General features: G+C 70.4%; 18 protein-coding genes. 6 read left to right on the forward strand and 12 right to left on the reverse strand.

From position 1 onward, the window contains the following. Nucleotides 1-14 precede the first annotated feature (14 nt). The 3 genes from G6O69_RS42485 (at nt 15) to G6O69_RS32245 (ending at nt 4,213) form a co-directional block, all read left to right on the forward strand. Nucleotides 15-2,072 carry an ATP-dependent helicase gene (locus G6O69_RS42485; RefSeq protein WP_172307305.1) on the forward strand — a complete coding sequence of 686 codons (2,058 nt, stop codon included), beginning with the start codon at nt 15-17 and terminating at the stop codon, nt 2,070-2,072. A gap of 238 nt (nt 2,073-2,310) precedes the next feature. Beyond that, the gene (nadE, locus tag G6O69_RS32240) at nt 2,311-3,306 is read left to right on the forward strand and encodes an NAD(+) synthase (RefSeq protein WP_172307306.1); all 996 of its coding nucleotides are present in this window, start codon (nt 2,311-2,313) and stop codon (nt 3,304-3,306) included. Nucleotides 3,307-3,463: 157 nt separating this feature from the next. Further along, nucleotides 3,464-4,213 (forward strand): glutathione S-transferase family protein, encoded by a 750-nt coding sequence (locus G6O69_RS32245; protein ID WP_172307307.1) that lies wholly within the window; start codon nt 3,464-3,466, stop codon nt 4,211-4,213. A gap of 96 nt (nt 4,214-4,309) precedes the next feature. On the opposite strand, the gene G6O69_RS32250 is transcribed toward G6O69_RS32245, so the two are convergent. From G6O69_RS32250 to G6O69_RS32305, 12 genes are all read right to left on the reverse strand, one after another. Next, nucleotides 4,310-5,044 (reverse strand): MYXO-CTERM sorting domain-containing protein, encoded by a 735-nt coding sequence (locus G6O69_RS32250; RefSeq protein ID WP_176397218.1) that lies wholly within the window; start codon nt 5,042-5,044, stop codon nt 4,310-4,312. A gap of 158 nt (nt 5,045-5,202) precedes the next feature. After that, the gene (locus G6O69_RS32255; RefSeq protein WP_172307309.1) at nt 5,203-6,501 is read right to left on the reverse strand and encodes a hemolysin family protein; all 1,299 of its coding nucleotides are present in this window, start codon (nt 6,499-6,501) and stop codon (nt 5,203-5,205) included. An 81-nt stretch (nt 6,502-6,582) separates the two neighbouring features. Then, complete coding sequence (gene argB, locus G6O69_RS32260) at nt 6,583-7,410, reverse strand: acetylglutamate kinase (RefSeq protein WP_172307310.1); 828 nt, start codon at nt 7,408-7,410, stop codon at nt 6,583-6,585. 865 nt (nt 7,411-8,275) lie between these two features. Next, entirely contained in the window at nt 8,276-9,205 is a 930-nt protein-coding gene (locus tag G6O69_RS32265; protein ID WP_176397219.1) for a hypothetical protein, read from the reverse strand. A gap of 88 nt (nt 9,206-9,293) precedes the next feature. Next, nucleotides 9,294-9,446 carry a hypothetical protein gene (locus G6O69_RS32270; protein ID WP_172307312.1) on the reverse strand — a complete coding sequence of 51 codons (153 nt, stop codon included), beginning with the start codon at nt 9,444-9,446 and terminating at the stop codon, nt 9,294-9,296. 79 nt (nt 9,447-9,525) lie between these two features. Then, nucleotides 9,526-9,924: an acyl-CoA thioesterase gene (locus G6O69_RS32275; protein WP_172307313.1), complete on the reverse strand. Its 399-nt coding sequence runs from the start codon at nt 9,922-9,924 to the stop codon at nt 9,526-9,528. Nucleotides 9,925-9,996: 72 nt separating this feature from the next. Then, nucleotides 9,997-10,482 (reverse strand): hypothetical protein, encoded by a 486-nt coding sequence (locus G6O69_RS32280; RefSeq protein WP_172307314.1) that lies wholly within the window; start codon nt 10,480-10,482, stop codon nt 9,997-9,999. Continuing rightward, the gene (locus G6O69_RS32285) at nt 10,479-13,544 is read right to left on the reverse strand and encodes a tetratricopeptide repeat protein (protein WP_172307315.1); all 3,066 of its coding nucleotides are present in this window, start codon (nt 13,542-13,544) and stop codon (nt 10,479-10,481) included. The genes G6O69_RS32280 and G6O69_RS32285 overlap by 4 nt, the downstream gene beginning before the upstream one ends. Before the next feature lie 6 nt (nt 13,545-13,550). Next, complete coding sequence (locus tag G6O69_RS32290; protein WP_172307316.1) at nt 13,551-15,272, reverse strand: sigma 54-interacting transcriptional regulator; 1,722 nt, start codon at nt 15,270-15,272, stop codon at nt 13,551-13,553. Nucleotide 15,273: 1 nt separating this feature from the next. Further along, on the reverse strand, nt 15,274-15,696 hold the full coding sequence (locus tag G6O69_RS32295) for a hypothetical protein (RefSeq protein ID WP_172307317.1): 423 nt from the start codon (nt 15,694-15,696) through the stop codon (nt 15,274-15,276). 103 nt (nt 15,697-15,799) lie between these two features. Next, complete coding sequence (locus G6O69_RS32300) at nt 15,800-16,252, reverse strand: winged helix-turn-helix domain-containing protein (RefSeq protein ID WP_172307318.1); 453 nt, start codon at nt 16,250-16,252, stop codon at nt 15,800-15,802. Between the two features lie 203 nt (nt 16,253-16,455). Continuing rightward, on the reverse strand, nt 16,456-16,938 hold the full coding sequence (locus G6O69_RS32305; protein WP_172307319.1) for a hypothetical protein: 483 nt from the start codon (nt 16,936-16,938) through the stop codon (nt 16,456-16,458). 242 nt (nt 16,939-17,180) lie between these two features. On the opposite strand from G6O69_RS32305, the gene G6O69_RS42490 reads away from it, so the two are divergent. The 3 genes from G6O69_RS42490 to G6O69_RS32320 are packed head-to-tail and all read left to right on the forward strand — an operon-like array spanning nt 17,181 to nt 22,461. Then, entirely contained in the window at nt 17,181-19,775 is a 2,595-nt protein-coding gene (locus G6O69_RS42490; protein WP_172307320.1) for a serine/threonine-protein kinase, read from the forward strand. Beyond that, nucleotides 19,772-21,145, forward strand: a complete 1,374-nt coding sequence (gene bioA, locus G6O69_RS42495) for an adenosylmethionine--8-amino-7-oxononanoate transaminase (protein WP_172307321.1) — start codon at nt 19,772-19,774, stop codon at nt 21,143-21,145. The genes G6O69_RS42490 and bioA overlap by 4 nt, the downstream gene beginning before the upstream one ends. Then, nucleotides 21,142-22,461, forward strand: a complete 1,320-nt coding sequence (locus G6O69_RS32320; RefSeq protein ID WP_172307322.1) for a hypothetical protein — start codon at nt 21,142-21,144, stop codon at nt 22,459-22,461. Before bioA ends, G6O69_RS32320 begins: the two co-directional genes overlap by 4 nt. The last annotated feature ends 11 nt before the right edge of the window (nt 22,462-22,472 follow it).

A 22,472-nucleotide genomic window follows, 5' to 3' on the forward strand; every position in this document is an offset into this window, starting at 1 on the left:
CGACTCGACTCCCGGTGGTCAAGTACAGCCTCAAGACCCGCTCGCCCAAGCCCAGGATCGACCTCGAGCGCGACCTCAACCCCCAGCAGCGCGCGGTGGTCGAGGCGCCGGCGAGCGAGCTGCTGGTGCTCGCCGGCGCAGGCACGGGCAAGACCCGCGCGCTGACCTACCGCGTGGCCAAGCTCGTCGCCGGCGGCTGCCCGCCCGAGCGGATCATGCTCGTGACCTTCACCAACCGGGCCGCGCGCGAGATGGTCAGCCGCGTCGAGGGCCTGCTCGGCGTCGACATGGGCCGCTCGGCCTCCGGCACCTTCCACCACGTCGGCAACCGGATCCTGCGCCGCTACGGCGAGGCCATCGGCCTCGGCAAGGACTTTGGGATCCTCGATCCCGAGGACGCCCGCGATCTGATGACCACCGTGGTCCAGGAGCTCGGCAAGCCGGTCCTGACCAGCAAGCGCTTCCCCACCCCCAAGCTGCTCGTCAACCTCTCGGGCCTGGCCACGGGCACCTTGCACACCGTCCCCGCGCTGATCGAGCGCCGCTTCACCCGCTTCTTGGAGCTCAGCGATCTGATCGAGGGGGTGATCGCGGGCTACCGCGAGCGCAAGCGCCGGCTCAACGTGGTCGACTTCGACGACCTGCTGGCGCTGTGGCTCGAGCTGCTGCGCAACCCCGACTGCAGCGGCGTCGCCGAGCAGCTGCGCGAGCGCTGGCAGCACCTGCTGGTCGACGAGTACCAGGACATCAACGCCCTCCAGGGCGCGCTGATCGACGAGATGGCCAAGGTCCACCGCAGCTTGACCTGCGTCGGCGACGACGCCCAGTCGATCTACTCGTTTCGCGGGGCCGACTTCTCGCAGATCCACGACTTTCGCCTGCGCCACCGCGACGCCCAGGTCCTCCAGCTGACCATCAACTACCGCTCGACCCCCGAGATCCTCGAGCTCAGCAACCGCTCGATCCGCTTCAACCGCGAGCAGCACCCCAAGCAGCTCCAGGCCGTGCGCCGCTCGGCCATGAAGCCCGCGCTGATCCCCCTGCGCGACGTGGTCCAGCAGGCCGAGCTCGTCGCCCAGCGCGTGCTCGAGCTCCACCACGAAGACGGCCTGCCGCTGCGCAAGATGGCCGTGCTCTACCGCAACCACGCGCACAGCCTCGAGCTCCAGGTCGAGCTCACCCGGCGCAACATCCCCTTCGCCGTGCGCTCGGGCGTGCGCTTCTTCGAGCAGGCGCACATCAAGGACGTGGTCGCCTACCTGCGCGCGCGCGAGAACCCGCGCGACAGCCTGGCGTGGCTGCGCCTGCTGCGGCTGTGGCCGGGGATCGGCGCGCGCACGGCCGAGCGCGTCGCCGCCGTGCTCAGCGGTGAGGTCGACGAGGAGGGGCGCGCGCTCCAGCTCCCCATGGGTCCGCGCGGGCCGATCCCCGCGCTGCTGCGCGCCGAGGCCGAGCAGGCCCACGGTCGAGCCCGACCGGCCCTCGAGCGCCTCGCCGGGCTGTTCGAGCGCCTCGAGGACCCGGGCGGGCGCAGCCCCGGCAAGGCCATCCGCCTGGTCGTCGAGGAGCACTACGCCGACTATGCCGAGCGCACCTTCTCCAACGTCGACGCCCGCCGCGAGGACCTCGACAACCTCGCGACCTTCGCCGAGCGCTGGCCCGAGGCCGCCGAGTTCCTTAGCGAGCTCGCCCTGGTCCAGGGCATCTCGGCCGAGAACGTGGTCGTCGGCGACGAGCCCGACGACAAGCTGATCCTCAGCACGATCCACCAGGCCAAGGGCCTCGAGTGGCCGGTGGTGTTCGTGCTGTGGATGGTCGAGGGCCGCTTCCCCATGGCCCAGGCCCTGCGCAGCGCCAGCGACCTCGAGGAGGAGCGCCGGCTCTTCTATGTCGCCGCGACCCGGGCCGCCGACGAGCTCTACATGCTCTACCCCACCATCGAGGAGGGGCGCGACGGACCGTCGACGATCCTGCGAGCGAGCCGCTTCGTGGCCGAGCTCGACTTCTCGCCGCCGGTGTTCGAGCGCTGGGAGATCGAGGAGGTCCCCCGCGAGCCCAGCGACGAGGGCTGAGGCTGAGCGCGCCCGCGTTCGCTCCCCACCACCACCGGGCTGGTGACAACGCCCGGCGCCCAGGTTCCCCGGCTGTGGCTGTGGCTTTGCGCCCAGGCGCCCGCCCGCGCAACCTCTCCCCCAGCGGCGCCCTCGCAGGGGCTATGATGCCGCCGAGACAAATTTGGCCGCGCCCCTTGCTTAGTGTCGACTTCACACTAACATCATCTCGGGGCCCGGCCCCGGAAAGCGAGACCACATGCCCGTCCTCGATCCGCAGGCACTCATCGACGATCGCGTCCGCGCGATCCACAGCTTCCACGCCCACGTCGGCTCCAAGGTCGCGGAGCTCGACGTCAGCGGCGGCGTCGACTCGGCGACCTTGCTCGGGCTGCTGTCCAAGGCCATCGGCCCCGAGCAGATCATCGCCGTCTACACCAGCATCCACTCGTCGACGGACTCCCGCGACCGCGCCCGCGAGGCCGCGGCGGCCTTCGGGGTCCAGCTCATCGAGCTCGATCTGACCGAGATCTTCGACACCCTGACCAAGGACATGCGCGCGGCGTTGATCGCCGCCGGCCGCGACACCGAGGAGGTCGACGCCCGCCTGCGCCGGGATCCCACGGTGCTCGGCTCGATCCGCTCGTGCCTGCGCGCGCCCGTGGGCCGGGGCTTCAACCGCATGGGCGGCGGCGGCATCCGCCACGGCACGGGCAACGAGTGCGAGGATCGCTGGCTGCGCTTCTACCAAAAGGGCGGCGACGGCGAGGTCGACACCAACCCGATAGCGATGCTCTCCAAGGGCGAGGTCTACCAGCTCGCCAAGGCCCTCGGCGTGCCGCGCTCGATCATCGACGCCCTGCCCTCCCCCGACCTCCACGGCGTCGGCGAGGCCCACAACGACGAGGACGAGATCCGGGCGCTCAGCGGCGTCGACTGGACCTACAGCCGGATCGACTGGGAGACCGGCAAGTACACCAAGGTCGGGACGATCGAGATCCTCAGCCGCTTCCTCGACCAGCACCCCGAGCTGCTGCGCGACGCCGAGCTGCCCGAGCAGGAGCTCGAGCGCCTGGCCAAGGCCGCCGAGCCGCTCTTTCGCCGCAACCACGCGGTGACCCTGACCTTCCTCGAGTCGGCACGCGCGCTCGAGAAGATGACCCGGCACAAGGCCAACCCCAACTGCCCCAGCCTGGGCAGCCGCGCGCCGCTCATCGAAGCCGGCGTCCTCGACAACGCGCTCCCGGAGGTCTGAGAGTCTGTGAATCTTTCCCCCACAACGCCATGCACGCCTCTGGACCCGATGCCGGTGTCCCGAAGCCTCGAAATACACCCGGTATGCCTTCGGCTCCTAGGCCTCGCGGCCCAGCGACGCACCTGACGACGTGCGGGAAAAATTCACAGACTCTGAGATGGCCGAGACCGCGACCTTTTGGGGACTGAGCTTTTCTCCCTGGACCGAGAAGGCGCGCTGGGCAGTCGAGCACCACCGCCTGCCCTACCGCTACCGCGAGCACACGCCCTTGCTGGGCGAGCCGGCCCTGCGCCTGCGCGCCCGCAAGCGCCCCGCGGGGCGGCCGGCCTCGGTGCCCCTGCTGATCGACGCCCACGGCGTATGGACCGAGTCCGACGCCATCGCCCGCCACGCCGAGGCCGTGGGCAGCGGGGCGCCGCTCTTTTCGGCCGAACACGACCCGGCCATCGATCGCTGGGCGAGCCGGAGCGACGAGGCCCTCAGGTCCGTGCGCGCCCTGGTCCTCGCGGCCATGAACGCGGACACGCAGGCCCAAGTCGAGCTCGTCCCCCCGCTGGTCCCTGGCCCGCTGCGCGCGCCCATGCGCGGTATCTCGGCCATGGGTATCGGCTTTCTGGCCCGCAAGTACGACACCGATCCCAGCGCCATCGCGGCCCACACCGCGACCGTCTCTCGCTTCTGCGAGGCGGTCGAAGCCAGCCTCGGCGACGGCGAGCACCTCCTGGGCGACGCCCTGAGCTACGCCGACATCGTCGCCGCGGTGGTCATCAACGGCATCCTCCCGCTCGAGCGTACCTTCGCGGACATGCCCGCCACGCGCCGGACCTGGACGCGGCCCGAGCTCGCCGAGCGCTTCGCGGCGCTGGTCGCCTGGCGAGATCGCCTGTACGCCGCACACCGACCGTGAGCACGCGACCGAGCCAAAAGAGCGTCATCATTCGCGGTCCTCGAGCACAGCTCGAGCGTCGCGGGTGAGGGCGCTCGGGGCCGTGGTCGTCCGCGCTCACTTGGGCGCTCCCGCTCGACGACGGCGGCGCCGCAGCATGAGCAGCAGGCCCAGGCCCAGGCCCAAGCTCCCCGCGGGGCCGCCCTCGCTGCTCGAGCATCCACCACCGCCACCGCAGCCGCCACCGCCGCCCTCGTCCGAGCCCCCGTCGGCGCCCCCACCATCACTCCCGCTCTCGCCTTCGCTCCCCTGCCCCTCGCTCTCGCTCCCGCCTTCGCTCCCGCTCTCGCCCTCCCCCTCGATGACCGTGATCGAGATGGCGTCGGAGTGTATCGAGTAGGCGTAGTCCTCATCCTCGGCGACGTAGACGAGCAGCTCGTATTCCCCAGGAGAGAGCGCGACCTCGAAGGTCTGCGGCGCCCCCGTGGCGATCGTGTCCCCGTTCGCCCTGAGGTGGACGTACCCGACCTGCTGGGAGTTGCAGCCGCAGTCGTCGCAGTAGCAAAAGTAGGACGCGTCGACGTCGACATCGAAGGGCGAGCTGACGACCGCGCCATCCTCCAGGTTCTCGATCCACACGGGTCCGCCGGGGGGCGAGGTGCAGCTGCCACACTCGGCCCCCTCCTCCTCACTCCAGTCGTCGGTGTCCGTTTCGCCCCCCGTCCCTGTCCCCGTCTCCGAGTCGGTGTCGGTGTCGGTGTCGGTACCGGTGTCCGTCCCCGTCTCCGTCCCGGCGAGGGCGATCGTGGGAAGCAGGCAAAATCCGAGGGTCAACGCGAGCCGTGTACGCACGTCTTTGGCTGTGCCACCAAGCCCGTGGATCGATGATCCCGAGCGCGTTTCTTCTTCTGAGCCTCGGCCTGGCGCCGCAGGCCCCGAGGCCGATGCCGATGCCGATGCCGATGCCGATGCCGAGGCCGCGGCCGAGGTCACGCCATGCCGAGGTCACCTCAGTCCTCGTCGTCGTCGTCCTCGACCTCGACGCGCTCGACGCTGACCCGGATGATCCGCGTAGCATCGGCCGCCAGGACCTTGAAGCGAACGCCCTCCCACACGAAGACCGAGCCGGCGATGGGCATCTGTCCGGCCAGGCGCGTGAGCAGGTCGCCGACGCTGTGGACCCCGTCGATGTCCTCGAACTCCAGGTTCATGCCCTCGCTGATCGTCTGCAAGCTGGCCTGGCCGTCGACATAGCGCACGCCATTGTCGAGCGGGGCGTAGAGCGGGGCGCGGTCGGTCTCGTCGAAGATCTGGCCGACGAGCTGCTCGATCACGTCCTCGAGGGTGACGACGCCGACCGTGTCGCCGCCGTCGTCGACGACGATCGCCAGGTGCACGCGCTCCTCCTTGAAGCGGCGCAGCAGGTCGTGGACGAGCAGGCTCTCGCTGACGAAGAAGGGCTGGCGCAGCAGGTTGACCAGCTGCTCGCGCTGCTCCGCGGCGGGGGCCTGCTCGAGGCCGACGATCTGCTTGATGTGCAAGATGCCGCGGATGTCGTCGAGGTCGCCCTCGTAGACCGGCAGGCGGCTGTGGCCCGTCGCGTGGGCGACGCGCTTGATCTTGTCCACGTCCCACTGGAGGTCCACCGCGACCACGCGATCGACCGGGACCATGATGTCGCGGACGATCTTTTCTTCGAAGCGGAACACCTGCTGGAGCAGCTCGGCCTGCTCGGCGGGGATCGAGCCCTCGCGCTCGGCGACCTTGACCAGGTAGCCGAGCTCGCCGGAGGTCACCTTGGCCGCGCTGGTGTCGGGGGACTCGGCCGCCCGACGGATGACCAGCTCGGTGATCTTGGCCAGGAACCAAACCACCGGGTAGGTCAGGCGGTTCATCAGCCGCAGCGCGGTGAGCACGGGGATCGTCGCGCGGCGGCTGTAGAGCTTGCCGAGGGCCTTGGGGACAATCTCGCCAAAGACCAGCAGCAAGCCGGTGGTCACGACCACGGCCACGGGCACCGCCCAGGTGCCCCAGCGCGTGTTCTCGAGGTGACGGATCGCCAGGGCCGTGGCCGTGGCGCCCATCAAGGTGTTGGTGATGTTGTTGCCCAGCAGGATCGTCGACAGCACCGTCACCGGGCTGTCGACCCACCAGCCGAGCACCTTGCCCTCTCGGCCGCCCTCTTCCTTGGCTCGGCGCGCGCGGCGATCACCGAAGCTGGTGATCGCCGTCTCGCTGCCAGAGAAGAACATGCTGCCGAACAGGCACAGCACGAAGATCAAAAGCGAGAGCAGGTCGGCTTCACTCATCGCTGGCCCTCGCCAGCGAGCGCGGTCCGCTGCTCGTGAGGATATAGAGGAGGCTCTGCCTTCACTTGGCCCTTCACTTTATCACGAGGCGGGCAGCAACACCGTGCCACGACTGCCCGCGGCGTTCGCCTCACCCGCCAGCGCGCCGGACTCGGCGGCCAGGATGTGGACCGCGCCGACCCCCCCGGCCAGGGCCGCCAGGGCCTCCTCGACCTTGGGGATCATCCCGCCAGCGATGACCCCAGAGGCGATCGCCGCGCGGGCCTCGGGCTCGCGCAGGGCCGGGATCCGCGAGCTCGGCTCGCTTCGCTCCCGGAGCACGCCCGGCACGGAGGTCATCGAGAACAGGTGGTCCGCAGCCACGGCCATCGCCACCGAGGCGGCGACCGTGTCAGCGTTGATGTTCAACAGACCAGCTGGCTCACCACAGATACCGATGGGGTTGAGCACCGGCGTGCGCTCGGCGGCCCAGCAAGCCTCGATCGCGGTGACGTCGACGGCCGTCACGTCACCCACGAAGCCGTAGTCGACCACCCGCCCACCCTCGCTGGCGACGGCCACCGGGGGCCGCCGCTGACCGTGCACGACCCCAGCGGAGATACCCAGGGCCGGCACGCCCTGGGCTCGCGCGGCCGCCACCACGCGGCAGGACACGCCCCCGGCGATCGCCTGGCAGACCACGTCCAAGGTCGCGGCGTCGGTCACCCGCTGGCCCGCGACCTTGATCGCCTCGAGGCCCAGGCGCTCGCCGAGCTGCGTCGCCTGCGGGCCGCCGCCATGGCAGAGGACGAAGCGCCAGCCGCGAGCGCGCAGCGCCGCGACCTCCTCGAGGACCGCGTTCAGGCGCGCCTCGTCGGCGATGACCTCACCGCCAAACTTGAGAACTGCCTTCACTCGAGTGTCGCTCATGGTGGCCTCGTCACGCGTGCCAAGCTGCGCGCGGCCCACACGTGAATCAATTTGCGCGCTTTGGCGCACGATCGGCACCAAAGTCAGTGGGCGGGCGGCGCTCTAGCACGGCTACGGGCGGCGTACATCGCCGTCTGATGTGAGTCCTCCCTCGCTCCAGGATCCAGTAACGTCGTTTATTGGGCACTTGGAGCTCATGGAGCCGACATCTAGGCTGCCGACGCGATCTTTTCTGGTCTCGACCTCTCGCGGGTCTCGGAGACCACGACATCGATGTCATGCCGCGCATGCTACGCACGCCGCTTTGTCGGACATCGACGTCATACCTAGGCCAACACATGCGCATCTCACGCATAGAGAGAAAGGATAACCATAGAATTTTCAAACATTTACGTTTGTGGCCCGCCAAGTGCATTTAGGGCGGGCGTCTCGACGACGAACCTGACTTACTGTCTTGACCTTTCTTCAACTGACTTGCTCTGGCCTGACACCCTAACCTTCTTCGTTTGGCCCGAGCTCGACCCGACTTGAACTGACCTGACGCCTCGTCCCGAGACACTACTTGGCTTCAGACCTTGGCTTCTTCCTCCTGGCTTCTCACTTAGCTTCAGAACCTGGCTTCATACACTTGGCTTCTGCCGCTCTTAGCCTGCTTCAAACTTAAATTGAGCCTGACTTCCTCGAGCTAACGCGACTCACTTTCATAGGTCGGTGCTGATTCTTTGCCCAGGGCGGTTTGGTCCCCGTCCTGGGCTCCGTGTTTGAAGGCCGGTCACGAGCCACCCCGCAGTGGTTCGTGTCCGGCCTTCGTGTTGTTGCGGACCGCGCAAATCACGGTGCGTCTCGCTTGGTGGCCGCGCTCGGCTCAGTGACCGTGATCCTCGGGCTCGCGCACCCGATCGGCCAGGCGCCAGATCCGGTGCTCGGGCAGCGCTCCCTCGACGGCCAGGAATTGCTCCTCGTCCGAGCAGGCGGCCGGCTCGGGCAGGCGGCGGGGATCGATGAGCGCGTGGCCACGCAGCGCGCAGCGCTCCCCCAGAGGCATGGCGTGCGTGGCAGGGGCCCAGCCGACCTCGAACACCCGCGAGAGATCTGCCCGCAGGGTCCCGCGGCAGCGTGGGCAGGGCGCCTGCTCGCCATGATCGACCCGCGCCAGCGTGAGCAGCGGGTCACGGCCGGCGAACTCGGCCCGCACGCTCCGCCACCAATTGGCGTCGAAGCGGTAGCCGAAGCGCACCGGCTCCGTGGGCAGCAGCCCCTCCTGACTCAGCCAGCGCCGCGACAGATAGTAGGCCGGTGACATGCCCTCGGGGCCCTCGCGCGACTCGACCATGAGATCGGGGCGGCCAAAGTGTGGGTCGAGCGTCCAGCTGCGCGCGAGGGCGTCGAGGCTGGCGGCGCCGAGATGAAAAAAGCGGTGGCCGAGGACCACCCGGGTCAGGCGATCGGCGAACACGAAGAGCACGTTGCTGAGCTTGTGCCAGGGGTCGACCCCGACCTCGCAGACCTTGATGCGATCGCAGCCCAGGCGGCCATCGGCGAGCTGCCAGACGCTGATCAGCTTGATCTCGATGCGCCCCTCCCAGTCGGGCTCGGGGACGCTGTCGTGGGGCTCGAGGCCCAGGTGCCACTGCAGCGCGTTGCCGTGGCGACCGCGGCCTCGCGCGCCGCTCAAGGCACGCGCGGCCGGACCCAGCGGCAGGCCGCGCGCCGCCTCGGCGAGGAGCGCGAGATGTTCACAGCGCTGCCTCGGCGAAGGCGCGCTGGGGGGCGGGTGACGAAGGGGCAGACGCACGCGGATGGCCGTCTCTCGAGACGAGGGCGCAGCCTACCCGGTCTCCGCCCGCCCCTTCCAGACCCCGCGCTCGGGGTCCTTCGAGGACCTACTCCTTGGCGGCCGCGTCCTTCTTGTCTTCTTTCTTGTCGTCCGCTTTTTCTTCCTTCTTGTCGTCCTTCTTCTCGCCCTTTTGCTCGGCGCAGGCGGTGGTGAAGGACAGGAGCGCGGTGGCGATGACCAGGGAGGAGAGAGTACGCATGCGGAGAGGTTGGACCAGCGGACGCAGCGCCGTCAACCGAGTCAAACCGCTCTGGCTGCCGTTCTAGAGCCACGGGCTCCTAGACTTCTTCACCCTCGGCGATCGGGATCGGCCGCCCTGCCTCGTCGATGTGCACATAGATCGCCTCGGCCTTGGTGACCTCGACGCTGCGCTTCACGTCCGTGGGCCGGTGCGCCACGACCCGGACGCATACGGTGATCGAGGTCTTGCCCACCTTCAGCACGTCGGCGTAGCAGCTGACGATGTCACCGACCCGCACCGGGTGCTTGAAGACACACTCGCGCATGGCTACGGTCACCACCCGGCCGACCCCGATGCGGTGCGCCGCGATCGCGCCGGCCTGGTCGATGAGGCTGAGGATCTTGCCGCCGAAGATGGTGCCGTGGGCGTTGGTGTCCGCCGGCATCATGGTCACGCGGATCGCAGGCTGGGGATCGAGCTCGAAGCTGGGCGACATCGTCGGCATCCTACTTCGGGCTCTGGGCGCGGACGACCGCGAGGATCGCCGCGAAGCTCGCCCCCTGTGGGATCAGCCGCGGACGACCGCGAGGATCGCCCGCCGGATGGTCTTGGCGTCGGCGTAGTCGGGGCAATAGAAGAGCGCCGGATCCTTGGCCGAGAGCGCGCGAAAGCGCCGCTCCTCCGCGCCAAAGTCGTAGGACAGGATCACCGGCTTGCGGAAGCCCGCGTCGCGCAGGGCGCGGAGGATGAACAGGCCCTGGTTGTCCTGCTGAAAGCGCCGCGCGCGGCCGATGTCGCCGTTGAAGCGCCCGGTCAGCTGGACCATGTCCCCGAGCAGCTCCTCGACCGGCGTGCGATCGAAGCGCATGTCGAGGTAGACGAGATCGGGCTCGACCTCGGCCAGCATCTCGCACGCCCGCCCGCCGCTCTTGGCCTGGCGGTAGTCGATGCCCTCGGCCACGAAGGTGGTCAAGTTGGTGATGTACTCGTCGCCGTCCTCGACGACGAGCACGCGGATCGGTCGCTCGCCTGGCTCGTGCGCGTCGCTGCTCATGTCATCCCCCGGGTGATCGCGCCGCCGACGGACTGGGCGCCGCTGAGGTCCTCGGCCCGCGGGGCCTCGTCAGCGGCGACGGCGTCCTCGTCCTCGAGCGCGAAGAAGCGCAGGACCACCGCCTTCTCCCAGCCGGCCTCGGGCTCGACGGCGATCGAGCCGTCGTAGCGCGAGAGCAGGTCGGCGGTGATGCCCATGCCGCGCTCGACGTAGCGCCCGCGCAGCATCTCGTTGGTCAGCCGCTCCGGCGAGCGGTCCTTGATGCGGATCGCCAGCGTCGACAGCCCCGTGATGTCGTCGATCTCCGTGTCCAGCTCGACGCCGAGGCCGATCGGCGGCTGGGCGTACATCGCCGAGGACATCAGGGAATTGCGCAGCACGTTGGCGAGGATATCGTGGAGATCCGTGGGAAAGATGCGCACGCGCTCGCCCTCCCCGCTGATCTCCAGCGGGCGGATCTCGAGCTTGGCGAACTTGTCCTCGGTCGCGACCTCTTCGTAGACCGCGGCGATGAACTCGGCGTCGACGCTGGCGATGCACAGCTCGCGGATGATCCCGCTGAGCTGGTCGAAGGCCTTGCGCCCGAGCACGTCGCCGGCGCGCAGCAGCACCCGGGCGAGCTCGAGCTTGCGGCTGGCTCGCAGCCCGCCGGGGTGGCGCAGCCAGTTGGCCTTGCCCGCGACCTCGTCGAAGGCGCGGAGCATGGCCTTGAAGGTGGGGTCCTTGCGGCGCAGGTTCAAGGTCACGCCGTGGGCGCGGGCGACCTGCTCGAGCTCGCCGACGTAGCCCAAGAAGCGCCCGTAGATCCCCCGCCGCTCACCCCGGGTCATCGAGCCGGCGCCGCCGTGGTCGACGCTGCCGTCGTCCCCGAACAGCCGCCGGGCGAGGAGCGTGGCCCGGGCCTCGGCGTCGGGCTCGTCCATCTCGAGGGCCCGGCCGACGTCGGACAAGAACGCGGTGTTGTGCTTGAGGATCTCGTGGCGGATCAGGCTGAGGATGCGCGCGACCTCCGGGAAGCTGGTCGGCGCGCGCTCGAGCAGCTGGGGCAGCGAGGAGCCCCGGACGCGGCGCCAGACCAGGGCCAGAGGGATCGAGAGCAAGATCAACGCGGCCAGGGCGGCGCCCAGGTAGATCTTGAGGAAGACCGCGTCCATGTGCTTGCGCAGGGCCTGGGCGCTGTCCCAGTAGACGTCGTAGGGCCCGGCCTCGCGCAGGTAGACGTCGAGCTCCTCGCTCGCCTGCCACAGCTCGAGCTTGTCCCACAGCAGCTTGGCCAGGCGGTAGCGGGCGATCACCGAGCCGAGCTCGGCCGCGCGGCGCAGGTGCATCAGCCCCTCCTCCGAGTCGCCGAGCATCAGCCCGATGCGCTCGTGGACCTCCATCTGGTTGGGGTCGACGGCCAGGCTCTTCTCCCAGTAGGAGCGGGCCATGCCCTGGCGACCCTGGGCGTCGACGACCTGGGCGAGGATGTTGAGCAGCGCGGGCTCGGAGGGGTAGCGCTGGAGCGCCTGGATCAGCAGCTTCTCGGCCCGGTCCCACTCGCCGTGCTCGGCCCCGAGCACGTAGGCCTCGCTGATCAGCCGGTGGAGCCCGGGGTCGAGGCGGTAGAAGTCGTCGGGGGGCGGCGGGGGGACGAAGGGCTCGGCCTCCTCGACCTCGCGCTCGAGGGCGTCGATCGCCTCGCGGGCCGCGTCGCGCTTGGGATCGTCGGCGTCGCCGAGCTCGATGAACCGGCGAAAGTGCTCGATCGCCCGCTCCTTGTCGGTCCGCGCGTAGAGCTCCCCGAGGTGGAAGTGGAGCACGATCAGGTCCGGGCGCAGGCGCAGGGCCTTGTCGAGGTGCATGCGCGCCTGCTCGTCCTCGGCGCCGGAGAACTCTTTTTTGTAGAGCAGGCCCAGGGCCATGTGCGCCGAGTAGTCGTAGCGCTCCATGGCCACGGCGCGCTTGAGCGACTCGACGGCCTCGGGGAATTCTTCGCGCCGGGCGTAGACCTCGCCCAGGAAGTAGTGCGCGCGCGGATACCAGGGCGACTTCTCGACGGCGAGGGAGAGCATGGCCTCGGCGCGGTCGAGGTCGCCGCGGCGCAGGGCGTCGAGGCCCCCGTTGTAAGCGTCCTTGGCCTCGGGCGTGGGCTCGCCGCCCTGGAGCTCCTGGATCTCGGCGACGGCCAGCTGGATCTGCAGCTCGTCGATCCACTTGCGAGCCTCGCGGACCGCCTCGCGCTCGCTGGGGTGCAGGGCGAGCACGCGCTCGTAGGCGGCGACGGCGTCCTCGGTCTGCTCGCTGAGGCGGTAGAGCTCGCCCTCGAGGCGCAGCGCCGACAGGATCGGCGTCGTGCCCTGAAGCTCGCACTCGCCGCGGTAGGCGACCAGCTGGGCGATCGCGGCCTCGAGGTGACGGCGGCGCTGGGCGTCGCTGCGCACGACCTCGGCCTCGGCCGCGTGGAGCGAGGCGGCGACCACCCGGATGTCCTCCGGGCGCCCGGGCTCACCGAGCTCGAGCTCGACGAGGTCCTCGGCGATCGCGAGCCGCTCTTGCGCATAGACGTCGCCGCACTCGCCCATCCAGGCCACGGCGGTCGGGCGCTCGGACAGCCACAGCCCGCGGGGATCGTAGACCTCGAGCAAGGTCAGATCTTCGATGGCCAGGCGAGGGCAGCGGCCCTGGGGGGTCGCCTCCTTGTGCGCGTGGGCCCGACCACGCAAGGCCTCCGGATCGCCGTCGTGGATGTCGAGGGCCGCCGAGAACTCGGCGATGGCCTCGGTGTAGCGGCGCTGCTGCGCCGCACGACGGGCCCGGCCGAGGTGATCGGCGAACTCGAGTTCGCGCAGCTGCTCGATCGCGGCGGGATCGAGCGCCTCGCCAGTCTCGGTCCCCTCCTCGCCCTCTTCGCCCTCTTCGAGGCCGGGGAGCTCGCCGCCTTCGTCGAGATCCGGCGCGGGCAGCTCGTCGCGGGGGGGCGCGGCCGAGACCGTGAGCGCGGCACCCGACAGCCCGAGCCACAGCCCGAGGGCGACCAAGCGGCCCCGCCCTGCCCTGCCCTGCCCTCGCCGCGTCGCCATCGCCTGCTAGCTCCCCGCCCGCCCGCGCTTGAGCGCGCGCAGCTTGATCCCCAGCTGGTTCATGCGCAGCTGGACCTTGCGACCCGCCGCGGCGTCCGCGAGCAAGAACTCGGCGACCCGCGAGAGGTCGCCGCCAAAGTGGAGGTAGAGGCGCTCGAGGTACTGGCGCTCGACCTCGCAGCTGACCGCGTTGAGGGACTCGCCCGGGGCCACGAGCATGCGCATGCTCAGGCCGCCGTCGACCTCCTCGAGCCCGGCCTCGTCCTCTCCGCTCCCCGGCGCGGCGTCGAGGCCGGCCTCGGCGAAGGGCCGCAGCAGGTCGCGGATCGTCCGCGGCTGGATCACGATCACGTCCGGGCGCGCGTCGATCTCTCCGGCCTCGGCCTCGGGCTCGATCTGCTCGACGCGATCGACGAGCTCGACGAGGGTGAAGGTCACCAGGTTCGAGAGCACCATCTCGAACTGGCGAAAATTGCCCGGCCAGCCGAAGTCTTGCAGCAGCTTGTAGCTGTTTTGGTGGAGCAGCAGGTGGATGCGCCGCAGGTCCATGCGCGCCGGGACCTTGCGGCCCACGCTGATCCGCACGCGCTCGCCCTGCTCGGGGATCCACAGCCCGCGCTGGGCCGCGTACTGCTCGAGCAGGTCGCGGTTGTAGCCGCCTTGGCACACGCGATCGAGGAAGAACTCGAGCAGGTGCTGGAAGTCGTCGCGACGCTGGCGCAGGCTCGGCAGGGTCACCGCCGTGGCCGGGTTGAGGCGCATGTAGAGGTCCTCGCGGAAGCGGCCCTCGCGGACCATCAGCGCCAGGTTCTCGTTGGTCGCGACCATCAACTTGACGTCGGCGACGCGCTCCTCGACCGAGCCGATCGGCCGATAGCGGCCCTCCTGGAGCACCAAGAGCAGCGACTTTTGCAGCTCGAGCGAGAGGTTGCCGATCTCGTCGAGGAAGAGCGTGCCGCCGTGGGCCCGGGCGAGCACGCCCTCGCGGGAGCTGCTCGCCCCGGTGTAGGCGCCCTTGACCACGCCAAAGAGGTGCGCGCCCATGAGCTCCGAGGGGATCGTCGAGAGATCCACGGCGACGAAGGGTCCGGTCCGCCCCGAGTGCGGGTGGATGTACTCGCGAGCGAGCAGGCTCTTGCCGGTGCCGGTCTCCCCCTGGATGATGATCGGCAGCTGGCCGCGGGCGAGGATCGCCGCCCGCCGCCGCAGGTCGACCATCGCCCCGGCGGTGCCCCAATAAAACGGCCCGTCGTCCTCGGTCGGGCGCTGGTCCCGGGCGAGGATGCCCTCGACCTGAACCTTGAGCGCGCGAGCGTCGAGGTACTCGTCGTCGAGCAGGTAGGTGTAGTCCTCAGCGTGAAGGCGCTCGGCGTCGGCCTCGAGCGGCAGATCGTCGAGGGCCGTCATCACGATCACCGGCAGATCCGGGTAGCGGCCGCGCAGGCGATCGAGGATCCGCAGGCCCTGCGATCGCCGCAGGCGCTCGACGCCTCGCTGACGATCGCCCTTGGCGAGCAGCGCGGCCTTGTCCTCGGGCAGGAGATCGGCCTCGGGGATGTCGAAGTGGACGTCGAGGAGCACCAGGTCGACGCGCCGACGCTCGCGCGCGAGCAGCTGCGCCGCCTCGCGATAATTGCGCGCGGGGCCGACGAAGTCGTGCTCCGGCATGAAGCGCCGGCACAGCTCCAGGTACTTGTCTTCGTCGTCGATGATCAGGATCGACGACATCTCAGCGCTCCCGGAGCAGGCGACGGTGGAGGCTGCGCAGCTGCAGGCGGATGTCCTGCTGGGCTGCGCGGATCACTCCACGCTGCTCGGCGAGCGCCTGGCGATCGTCCTCGGCCAGCGCTCGGCCCGCTCGCTCGAGGCTGGCGACGGCTCGCTCGACGGCCGCCAGCTCGGGCTCGAGCGCCTCGGGGAGCCCTGCACGGTGCGCTCGCCAGACCTCCCAGGCCGCCTCGCAGCGCTCGCCGTGCTTGCGGGTCTGCAGCAGATCTGCCCGCAGCGCGCTCACGAGCTCGTCCTCCACCGGCCCCTCCCACACCCCGTCATCGAGGTTGGCGGAGGTCCAGGCCACGTACTTGCCGAGATCGTGCTTGAGCGCGGCGACCTGCTCGAGCAGCTCTTCAGGCGGATGGGCTCCTCCGGGCACGATACGAGCATCCCGCCTCTCGCCCTCGGAGTCCAGCGCCCGGGCCTGCATCAGGCCGATCCGATCCTCGCCGCGACGGGCGAGTCAGCCCGCTCGCCGGGGTTCAGGCCGGGGCCAGAGAGTACCGCGTCGCGCGAGCACGGCCGACGCTGCTGATCTTGCCCTTGCTGCGCATCCAGGACACGTAGCCGCGCAGCTCCGTGGTGTCGACGTCGATCTGCTTGGCGAGCTGGCCGATGGTCAGCCCGGGCGTCTCGGCGAGGACCTCGAGAATCCGTCGGTACATGAATTCTTCGCGGCTCTGGCTGTCCGCCGAGGTCACGGCGACCACGCGGGGACGCGGAGCCTCGGCCCGCGGGCCGCCTCCGGCGAGGACCAGAGCCTCTTCCAGATCGCCGATCGTCAGCTGGCGAATGGCTTCACCCGCCTCGCTGGCGAGCAGCTCGCGGATGGTCGTGGTGAGGGAGGCCTTGGCGACGGTCTGCTTCGCGGCCGTGCGCAGCCCCGAGCGGTTGTCCGCCAGCTTTTTCTCGAGAAGTCGGGCGATATCCAGCATGAATCGTCCAATCCCCGCGGTCATCCTGAGCCACGGTGGCGGTCGAAATGTGGGCGGAATATGCCACCACTTCGACGATCTGCCAAGCCGCGCCGGGCTCGCGTGGGCGGCCCCGAGACGGCCGAACTCACGCTCAAAACACCCAAAGCGGGCGCCCTCGCGCCTGCGTTCAATGCGGGAACGCGGCTTCGGAACACCCCGCACTAGTTGCAAGTCAAGAACCCGAGATCTTGCTCGTAGCTCCCACAGCTGAAGCAGCAGTCGTCGCAGCTCTCGGAGTAGTCGACGCCCACGCCCCAGGTCAGCCCCTCGGCTCCCTGGGCTCCAAAGCAGATGATCTCGCCTTGCTCGCACACGATGTACTCGCGATTGTCGACGTCGAAACCGGACGTCCGGTAGACGTCGTCGCCCGTCGGCCACGTCCAGTCGCGGTCGTCGGAGAAGAGCTTCCACTCGATGTCAGCGCCGTCGTCGCAGGCGTCCGTGATCAGGAAACTCATCACGGGATCACAGCCGACACCACGCGGATCGTCTCCTTGGTAACCATCCTCGCAGTAGCAATCGCCCTGGTAGGCGTAGGCGAACTCCCCGCACTGTGTGTCCTCGACATAGAGCACACAGCCGACGCTGGCGGCGCTGAGGAAAGTGAGGGAGAGCAGGGAGAGGCGCGAGCGAAGACGGGTCATGGCGGTGCTCCTGGAGCCGGCGACTGGGGCGAGGGCCGAGGCAGCCGGGGAGCCAACGATAGCCGCTTTGCCACGAGCGCGTCTCGGGGGCCTTCCACGCCCCCACCAGGGGGCTTTCCCCCCGCCCCACGCGAGCCCGCCCCGGAGTTCTCCGCGCCCCCCTTGCCCACCCTGACCCACCTCCGACCCTCCCCCCTCCACCTGCGACACCTCACCTCCCATTGCTCGGAAATCGGAGCAAAGTGACAGGTCCTGCTAACATCAAGGGTCGCGTGTTCCCGCCCGATCAAACCGCGGAGCTCAGTACGCCAGCAGGCCGCAAGCCGCTGCGCGCGGACGTCGCCGCGGCCACGGAGTCGCTCACCGAGGGCCGCAGCGAGTACGAGCCCCCCGCGAAGGTTGGCGTCTGGGAAGAAGGCGCGATCATCAACGATCGCTACACCCTCGAGCGTCGCCTCGGCAGCGGCTCCATGGGCGAGGTCTTCCTGGCCAGCGATCGCCTGCTCAAGAAGCAAGTCGCGCTCAAGGTCCTGCGCCCGGACCTCGCCAAGAGCCGCGAGACCGTGCGCCGCTTCCTCCGCGAGGTCGCCCTCGCCCACTCGGTCACGCACCCCAACGTCGTGCGCATCTACGACACGGGCGAGGCCGACAGCCTGCCCTTCTTCTCGATGGAGTACCTCCAGGGCCAGACCCTCGAGGACCTGATCGAGGCCAGCCGCGCCCTCGAGGCCGACGACGTGCCGCTCGGCGATCCGCCGATGACCCTGCGAGAGATCCGCGAGATCAGCTTCGAGATCCTCTCGGGTCTGGCCGCGGCCCACGACGCGGGCATCGTCCACCGCGACCTCAAGCCCGCCAACGTGCTGCTCACCCACCGCGGCGCCATCGTCATGGACTTCGGGGTCGCGGGCTTCGACGCGCCCACCCCCGGCGTGCGCCCCAACCCGGCGGAGGCCCGCTCGCTCGTCCGCACCGAGGCCGGGACGATCTTCGGCAGCCCGGCCTACATGGCCCCGGAGCTGTGGGAGGGCTCGCCCGCGACGATCCAGAGCGACCTCTACTCCTTTGGCGTGATGCTCTACCAGATGCTCACGGGGCGCCTGCCCATCGAGGCGCCCAACGCCAAGCAGTTTCTGGTCAAGCTCAAGTCCGAGAAGCCCGCGCCGATCCGGACGCTGCGCAAGGACGCGCCCTGGAACCTGGTCTTCCTGGTCTCGCGCTGCATGGACCACGACCCCGAGCGGCGCCCGCCCACGGCCACGGCCGCGGCCAACTTCGTGGCCCCGCTCGCCCGGCGCTGGCGCTGGCTGATCATCGTCGCGGTGCTCGCGGTGCTCACCGCCGCCGCGACCCTGGTGCTCAGCCGCGGCAACGAGCGCCACCGCGAGTTCGGCCTGCCCGACACCGTGGCCGCGGCCGACCTCGACGCCTTCGTGCGCGCCTACGACACGGGCGACCTCGAGGCCGCGCGGCGGCTGATCGAGCGCCTCGAGCAGCGCGCCCCCACCTCGGCCGCGGTCGTGTTTTGGCGGGCGACCCTCGAGCACGAGCTCGACGACGAGCCCGGCCGCCTCGACTACTGCGAGCGCGCCGGCTACGAGCCCGGCGACACCCCCGAGCAGTGGACCGGCAGCGCGCTGTGGCAAGAGCAGGCCCTGCGCGCCTGCGCCGAGGGCTACAGCATCAGCTCTCCGATGCGCGCCCTCCTCGATCCCGACTCGGTCAGCCGCCTGCCCGAGAGCTGGCTGCCGGTGGCGATCTACGAGTCGCTGCTCCCCCGCCTCGAGGCCGCCCGCGAGCCCGGCGACACCCTGCTCTACGAGGCCGAGACCACCTTGCGCCGGCTCGACTCGCCCCCGGACTTCAGCGAGGGCCCGGCCCTGGCGACCCGCTGGCAGCTCGCGCGCGTCGACCTGCGCCTGGCCCTGGGCATGTTCGACGAGGCCCGCGCGACCCTCGACGAGCTCCTGGAGGCGCACCCGCAGACTCCCCTGGTGCTCGCCCGCGCGGCCAACTTCCACGCGCTGATCGGCGAGCGCGAGCTCGCGGCGCGCTGGGCCGAGGCGCTCGCCGACCTCGATCCTCGCCCCGCGGTGCGCATGCTCCTCGACCAGGGTCGGCTGCGCGACGCCGCCGCGCTCATGGATCGCTACGCGATCAGCCGCGGCACCCACCCTCACCTCCACCAGCTCGTCGACATGTGGTGCGGCTACGCCTACCGCTTCCAGATCGAGCCCGCGCCCGCGCGCTGCGGCTCGATCTCGCCGGGCCTGGTCCACAGCCTGTGGCTGCGGGCCCAGAGCGGCATCGACGATCAGCGGGCGATGTCGATCCTCGAGCGCGCGATCATCAACCAACAAGCCGACCTCAACAGCCGCGAGTGCCTGATCCGCGGCGCCAACCTCAGCGTGATCACCCAAGCAGCCGCTCCCTTCGAGACCTACCTGCGCCAGCTCGACATCACCTCGGCGCTGTGCTCCGGCCAGGACGGCAACCTCAACACCGCGCGGCGCCTCGCCGAGGGCCTGGTCGCGCAGACCCCCGCGGATCCCTGGGCGCTGCTCATCGACGCCCAGGTCGACGAGGCCTACGGCTCCAGCACCTCCGCCGAGGACAAGCGCCGCCGCGCCGCCGAGCGCTGGCGAAACGCCGACGACGACCTGCCCTTGATCCGAGACCTGCGCCGGCTGCTGGCGATCCCCGACGAGGACGCGGCGGCCGAAGACGAGGACGAGGACGTGCTCGAGTTCGAGTCCAGCCCGGTGTTCGGCCAGAGCCGCTCGCGTGGCGGCGACGGCGAGCGCGCCGCGGACACGGCCACCGAGGAGGCCCCGTGAGCGCGCCCAGCCTCGTCGAGCGCGATCGCGCCGCGCTCTGGCACCCCGCCACGCACTTCGGCGACCTCGAGCGCGTCCCGCCCCTGGCGATCGTCGAGGCCCGCGGCGCGTGGCTGACCGAGGAGTCCGGGCGACGGATCCTCGACGGCATCGGCTCGTGGTGGACCTCGGTCCACGGCCACGCCCACCCGCGGATCGTCGCGGCGATCCAGGACCAGGTCGCCCGCCTCGATCACGTGATGTTCGCGGGCTTCACCCACGCGCCAGCCGTCGAGCTCGCCGAGCGCCTGCTCGAGCTCGGCCCGCGCGAGCCCGACGCGGACGCCCCCTTTTACGGCAAGGTGTTCTACAGCGACTGCGGCTCGGCCTCGATCGAGGTCGCCCTCAAGCTCAGCTACCAGAGCCGGGTGCTCCGCGGCCAGACCAACAAGCGGCGCTTCGCGGCGCTGCAAAACAGCTACCACGGCGAGACCCTGGGCGCCCTTTCGGTCTGCGGCAGCCCGGCCTGGCGCGAGCCCTTTGGCGCCCTGCTCAGCGACGCGCTCTACCTGCCCACGCCCGAGCCCGCGCGCCACGAGCACGAAGACCTCGACTTTCGCGGGCCATGCCCCGAGCTCGGCGCCGACAGCCCCGAGGCCGAGCGCGCCGTCGCCACGCTCGAGGCCCACGCCGACGAGCTCACGGCGCTGATCGTCGAGCCGCTGATCCAGTGCGCCGGTCGCATGCGCATGCCCGGCGTGGGCTTCTACCGCCGCCTGGCCGCGGCCTGCCGGCGCCTCGACATCCACCTGATCGCCGACGAGATCGCCGTGGGCTTCGGACGCACCGGCCGGCTCTTCGCCAGCGAGTGGGCCGAGCTCGCCCCCGATCTCCTGTGCCTGAGCAAGGGCCTGTCCGGCGGCGCCCTGCCCCTGGCCGCGACGCTGATCCGCGCGGGCTTCGAGGCCGACTTTCACGGCGGCCCCGAGCGCAGCTTCGCCCACAGCCACACCTTCACGGGCAACCCGATTACCTGCGCCGCCGCGCTGGCCAGCTTGGCCGTGTTCGACGAGGAGCAGACCCTCGCCAGGCTCCCCGAGCGCATCGAGGCCATGGCGTGGCTGCGCCGCGAGCTCGCCGAGCGCCACCCCCAGGTGGTCGCGCACCGCCAGGCTGGCCTGGTCGCCGCCTTCGTCGTCGACCGTGCGCGCGGCCCCGCCGACGGCCGCCTCGGCCTCGCCCTGCGCGAGGCCGCCATGGCCCGCGACGTGCTCCTGCGCCCGCTCCACGACGCGCTCTACTGGATGCCGCCACTCAACGTCGGCCCCGACGAGCTCGAGCGCCTCGCCCTCGTCACCAGCGAGATCATCGACGAGGTCCTCCCGCGATGAGCCCGCGCCGGCGCTCGTCCGTCCCAGGGCCGGCGCCCGCGCGGCTCGTGCTCAGCTGCGCGGCGGGCCTCGGCGCCTGCGAGAGCGACCCCCGCGGGCCCCTCGACCTCAGCGAGGTCGACGCCACGGATCAGGCCTGCGTCAGCGTCGTCCACGATCGCCTCGAGCTCGGCGAGGCCGTCCACGCCTACCTCGCCGACGGCGGGAGCACCACCGGCGGCTGGGCGCTGATCAGCGCCTACAAGCAAAACGCCACCGAGCCCGAGCTCGCCATCGCCCGGGTCCCCGCGAGCGCCGATGAGGATGAGACCGCGACCGTCTTCCTCGACCTCGCCCCCAGCTTCGCCGATCAGGTCGAGCTGCGCGCGGGCGTGGCGAAGCGCTCGCTGTGGGTCCTGCTCGACACCCCCGCCACGGTCGCCCTGCTCGCGCTCGAGGTCGGCGAGGGGGTCGTCGCCAGCAACCTCGAGCTCGACAGCTTCCCCGCCTTCGGTGGCGGCAGCGGCTGCCCCGGGGACTGGCAGCGCGAGCTCCTGCTGATCGAGGGCCGCCCCTATCTGCTCGCCATGCCCGAGTGCGTCGACGGCCCCGAGCTCGCCTTCGAGCTCGCGACCTTCGACCCCGAGACCCTCGATGCCCTCACCTCGTGGACGCTGAGCTTCGATCCCTGCGCCCTGTCCTCGGATCCAGAGCTGTGCGCCGCGGAGCTCAACTACACCATCGAAGACATCATCTCCGCCGGGACCACGCGCTTCCCCGCCGCCAGCCGGGTGAGCGTGGGCTTCTCCCAGGTTCGCGCCTTCACCGATCCCTTTGGCGCCACCCCCGACATACGCAGCACCGACCTCTCGGTCCTCGACCTGCGCATGCCCCAAAGCGGCCCCGACGCGCGCCTGCTGACCTTCCGCGCCGTCTGGGTCCAGAGCGACAGCGTGCCCCTCGGCCTGGTCGAGATGTCCCAGGACCCCTACTCGATCCAGCTCCACGCCCGCTCGGCGGCCCTGTCCACCGACGAGGCCCTGCTGCGTGTGGACACGATCAGCGACGACTACCTCCAGACCCTCGAGTTCGTGCCCTCCCCCGGCCGCGGGCGCCTGGTCCAGCTCGCCAGCGAGAGCGCGATGATGACCGCGGACGAGGACAACCTGCTGGCGATCCCGCTGATCGACGCCGAGAGCTGGCCGCGGTGGACGGAGCTCGAGCTCCACACCCTCGAGGGGATGACGGGCTTCGAGCAGGCCGGCGTCGGCCACCTGCTGCTCCATCGCAGCGACGACGTCCCGCAGGTGATCCGCGTCGACTGCATCGACGGCTGAGCCGCCCGGCC

The sequence above is a fragment of the Pseudenhygromyxa sp. WMMC2535 genome (assembly GCF_011083025.2).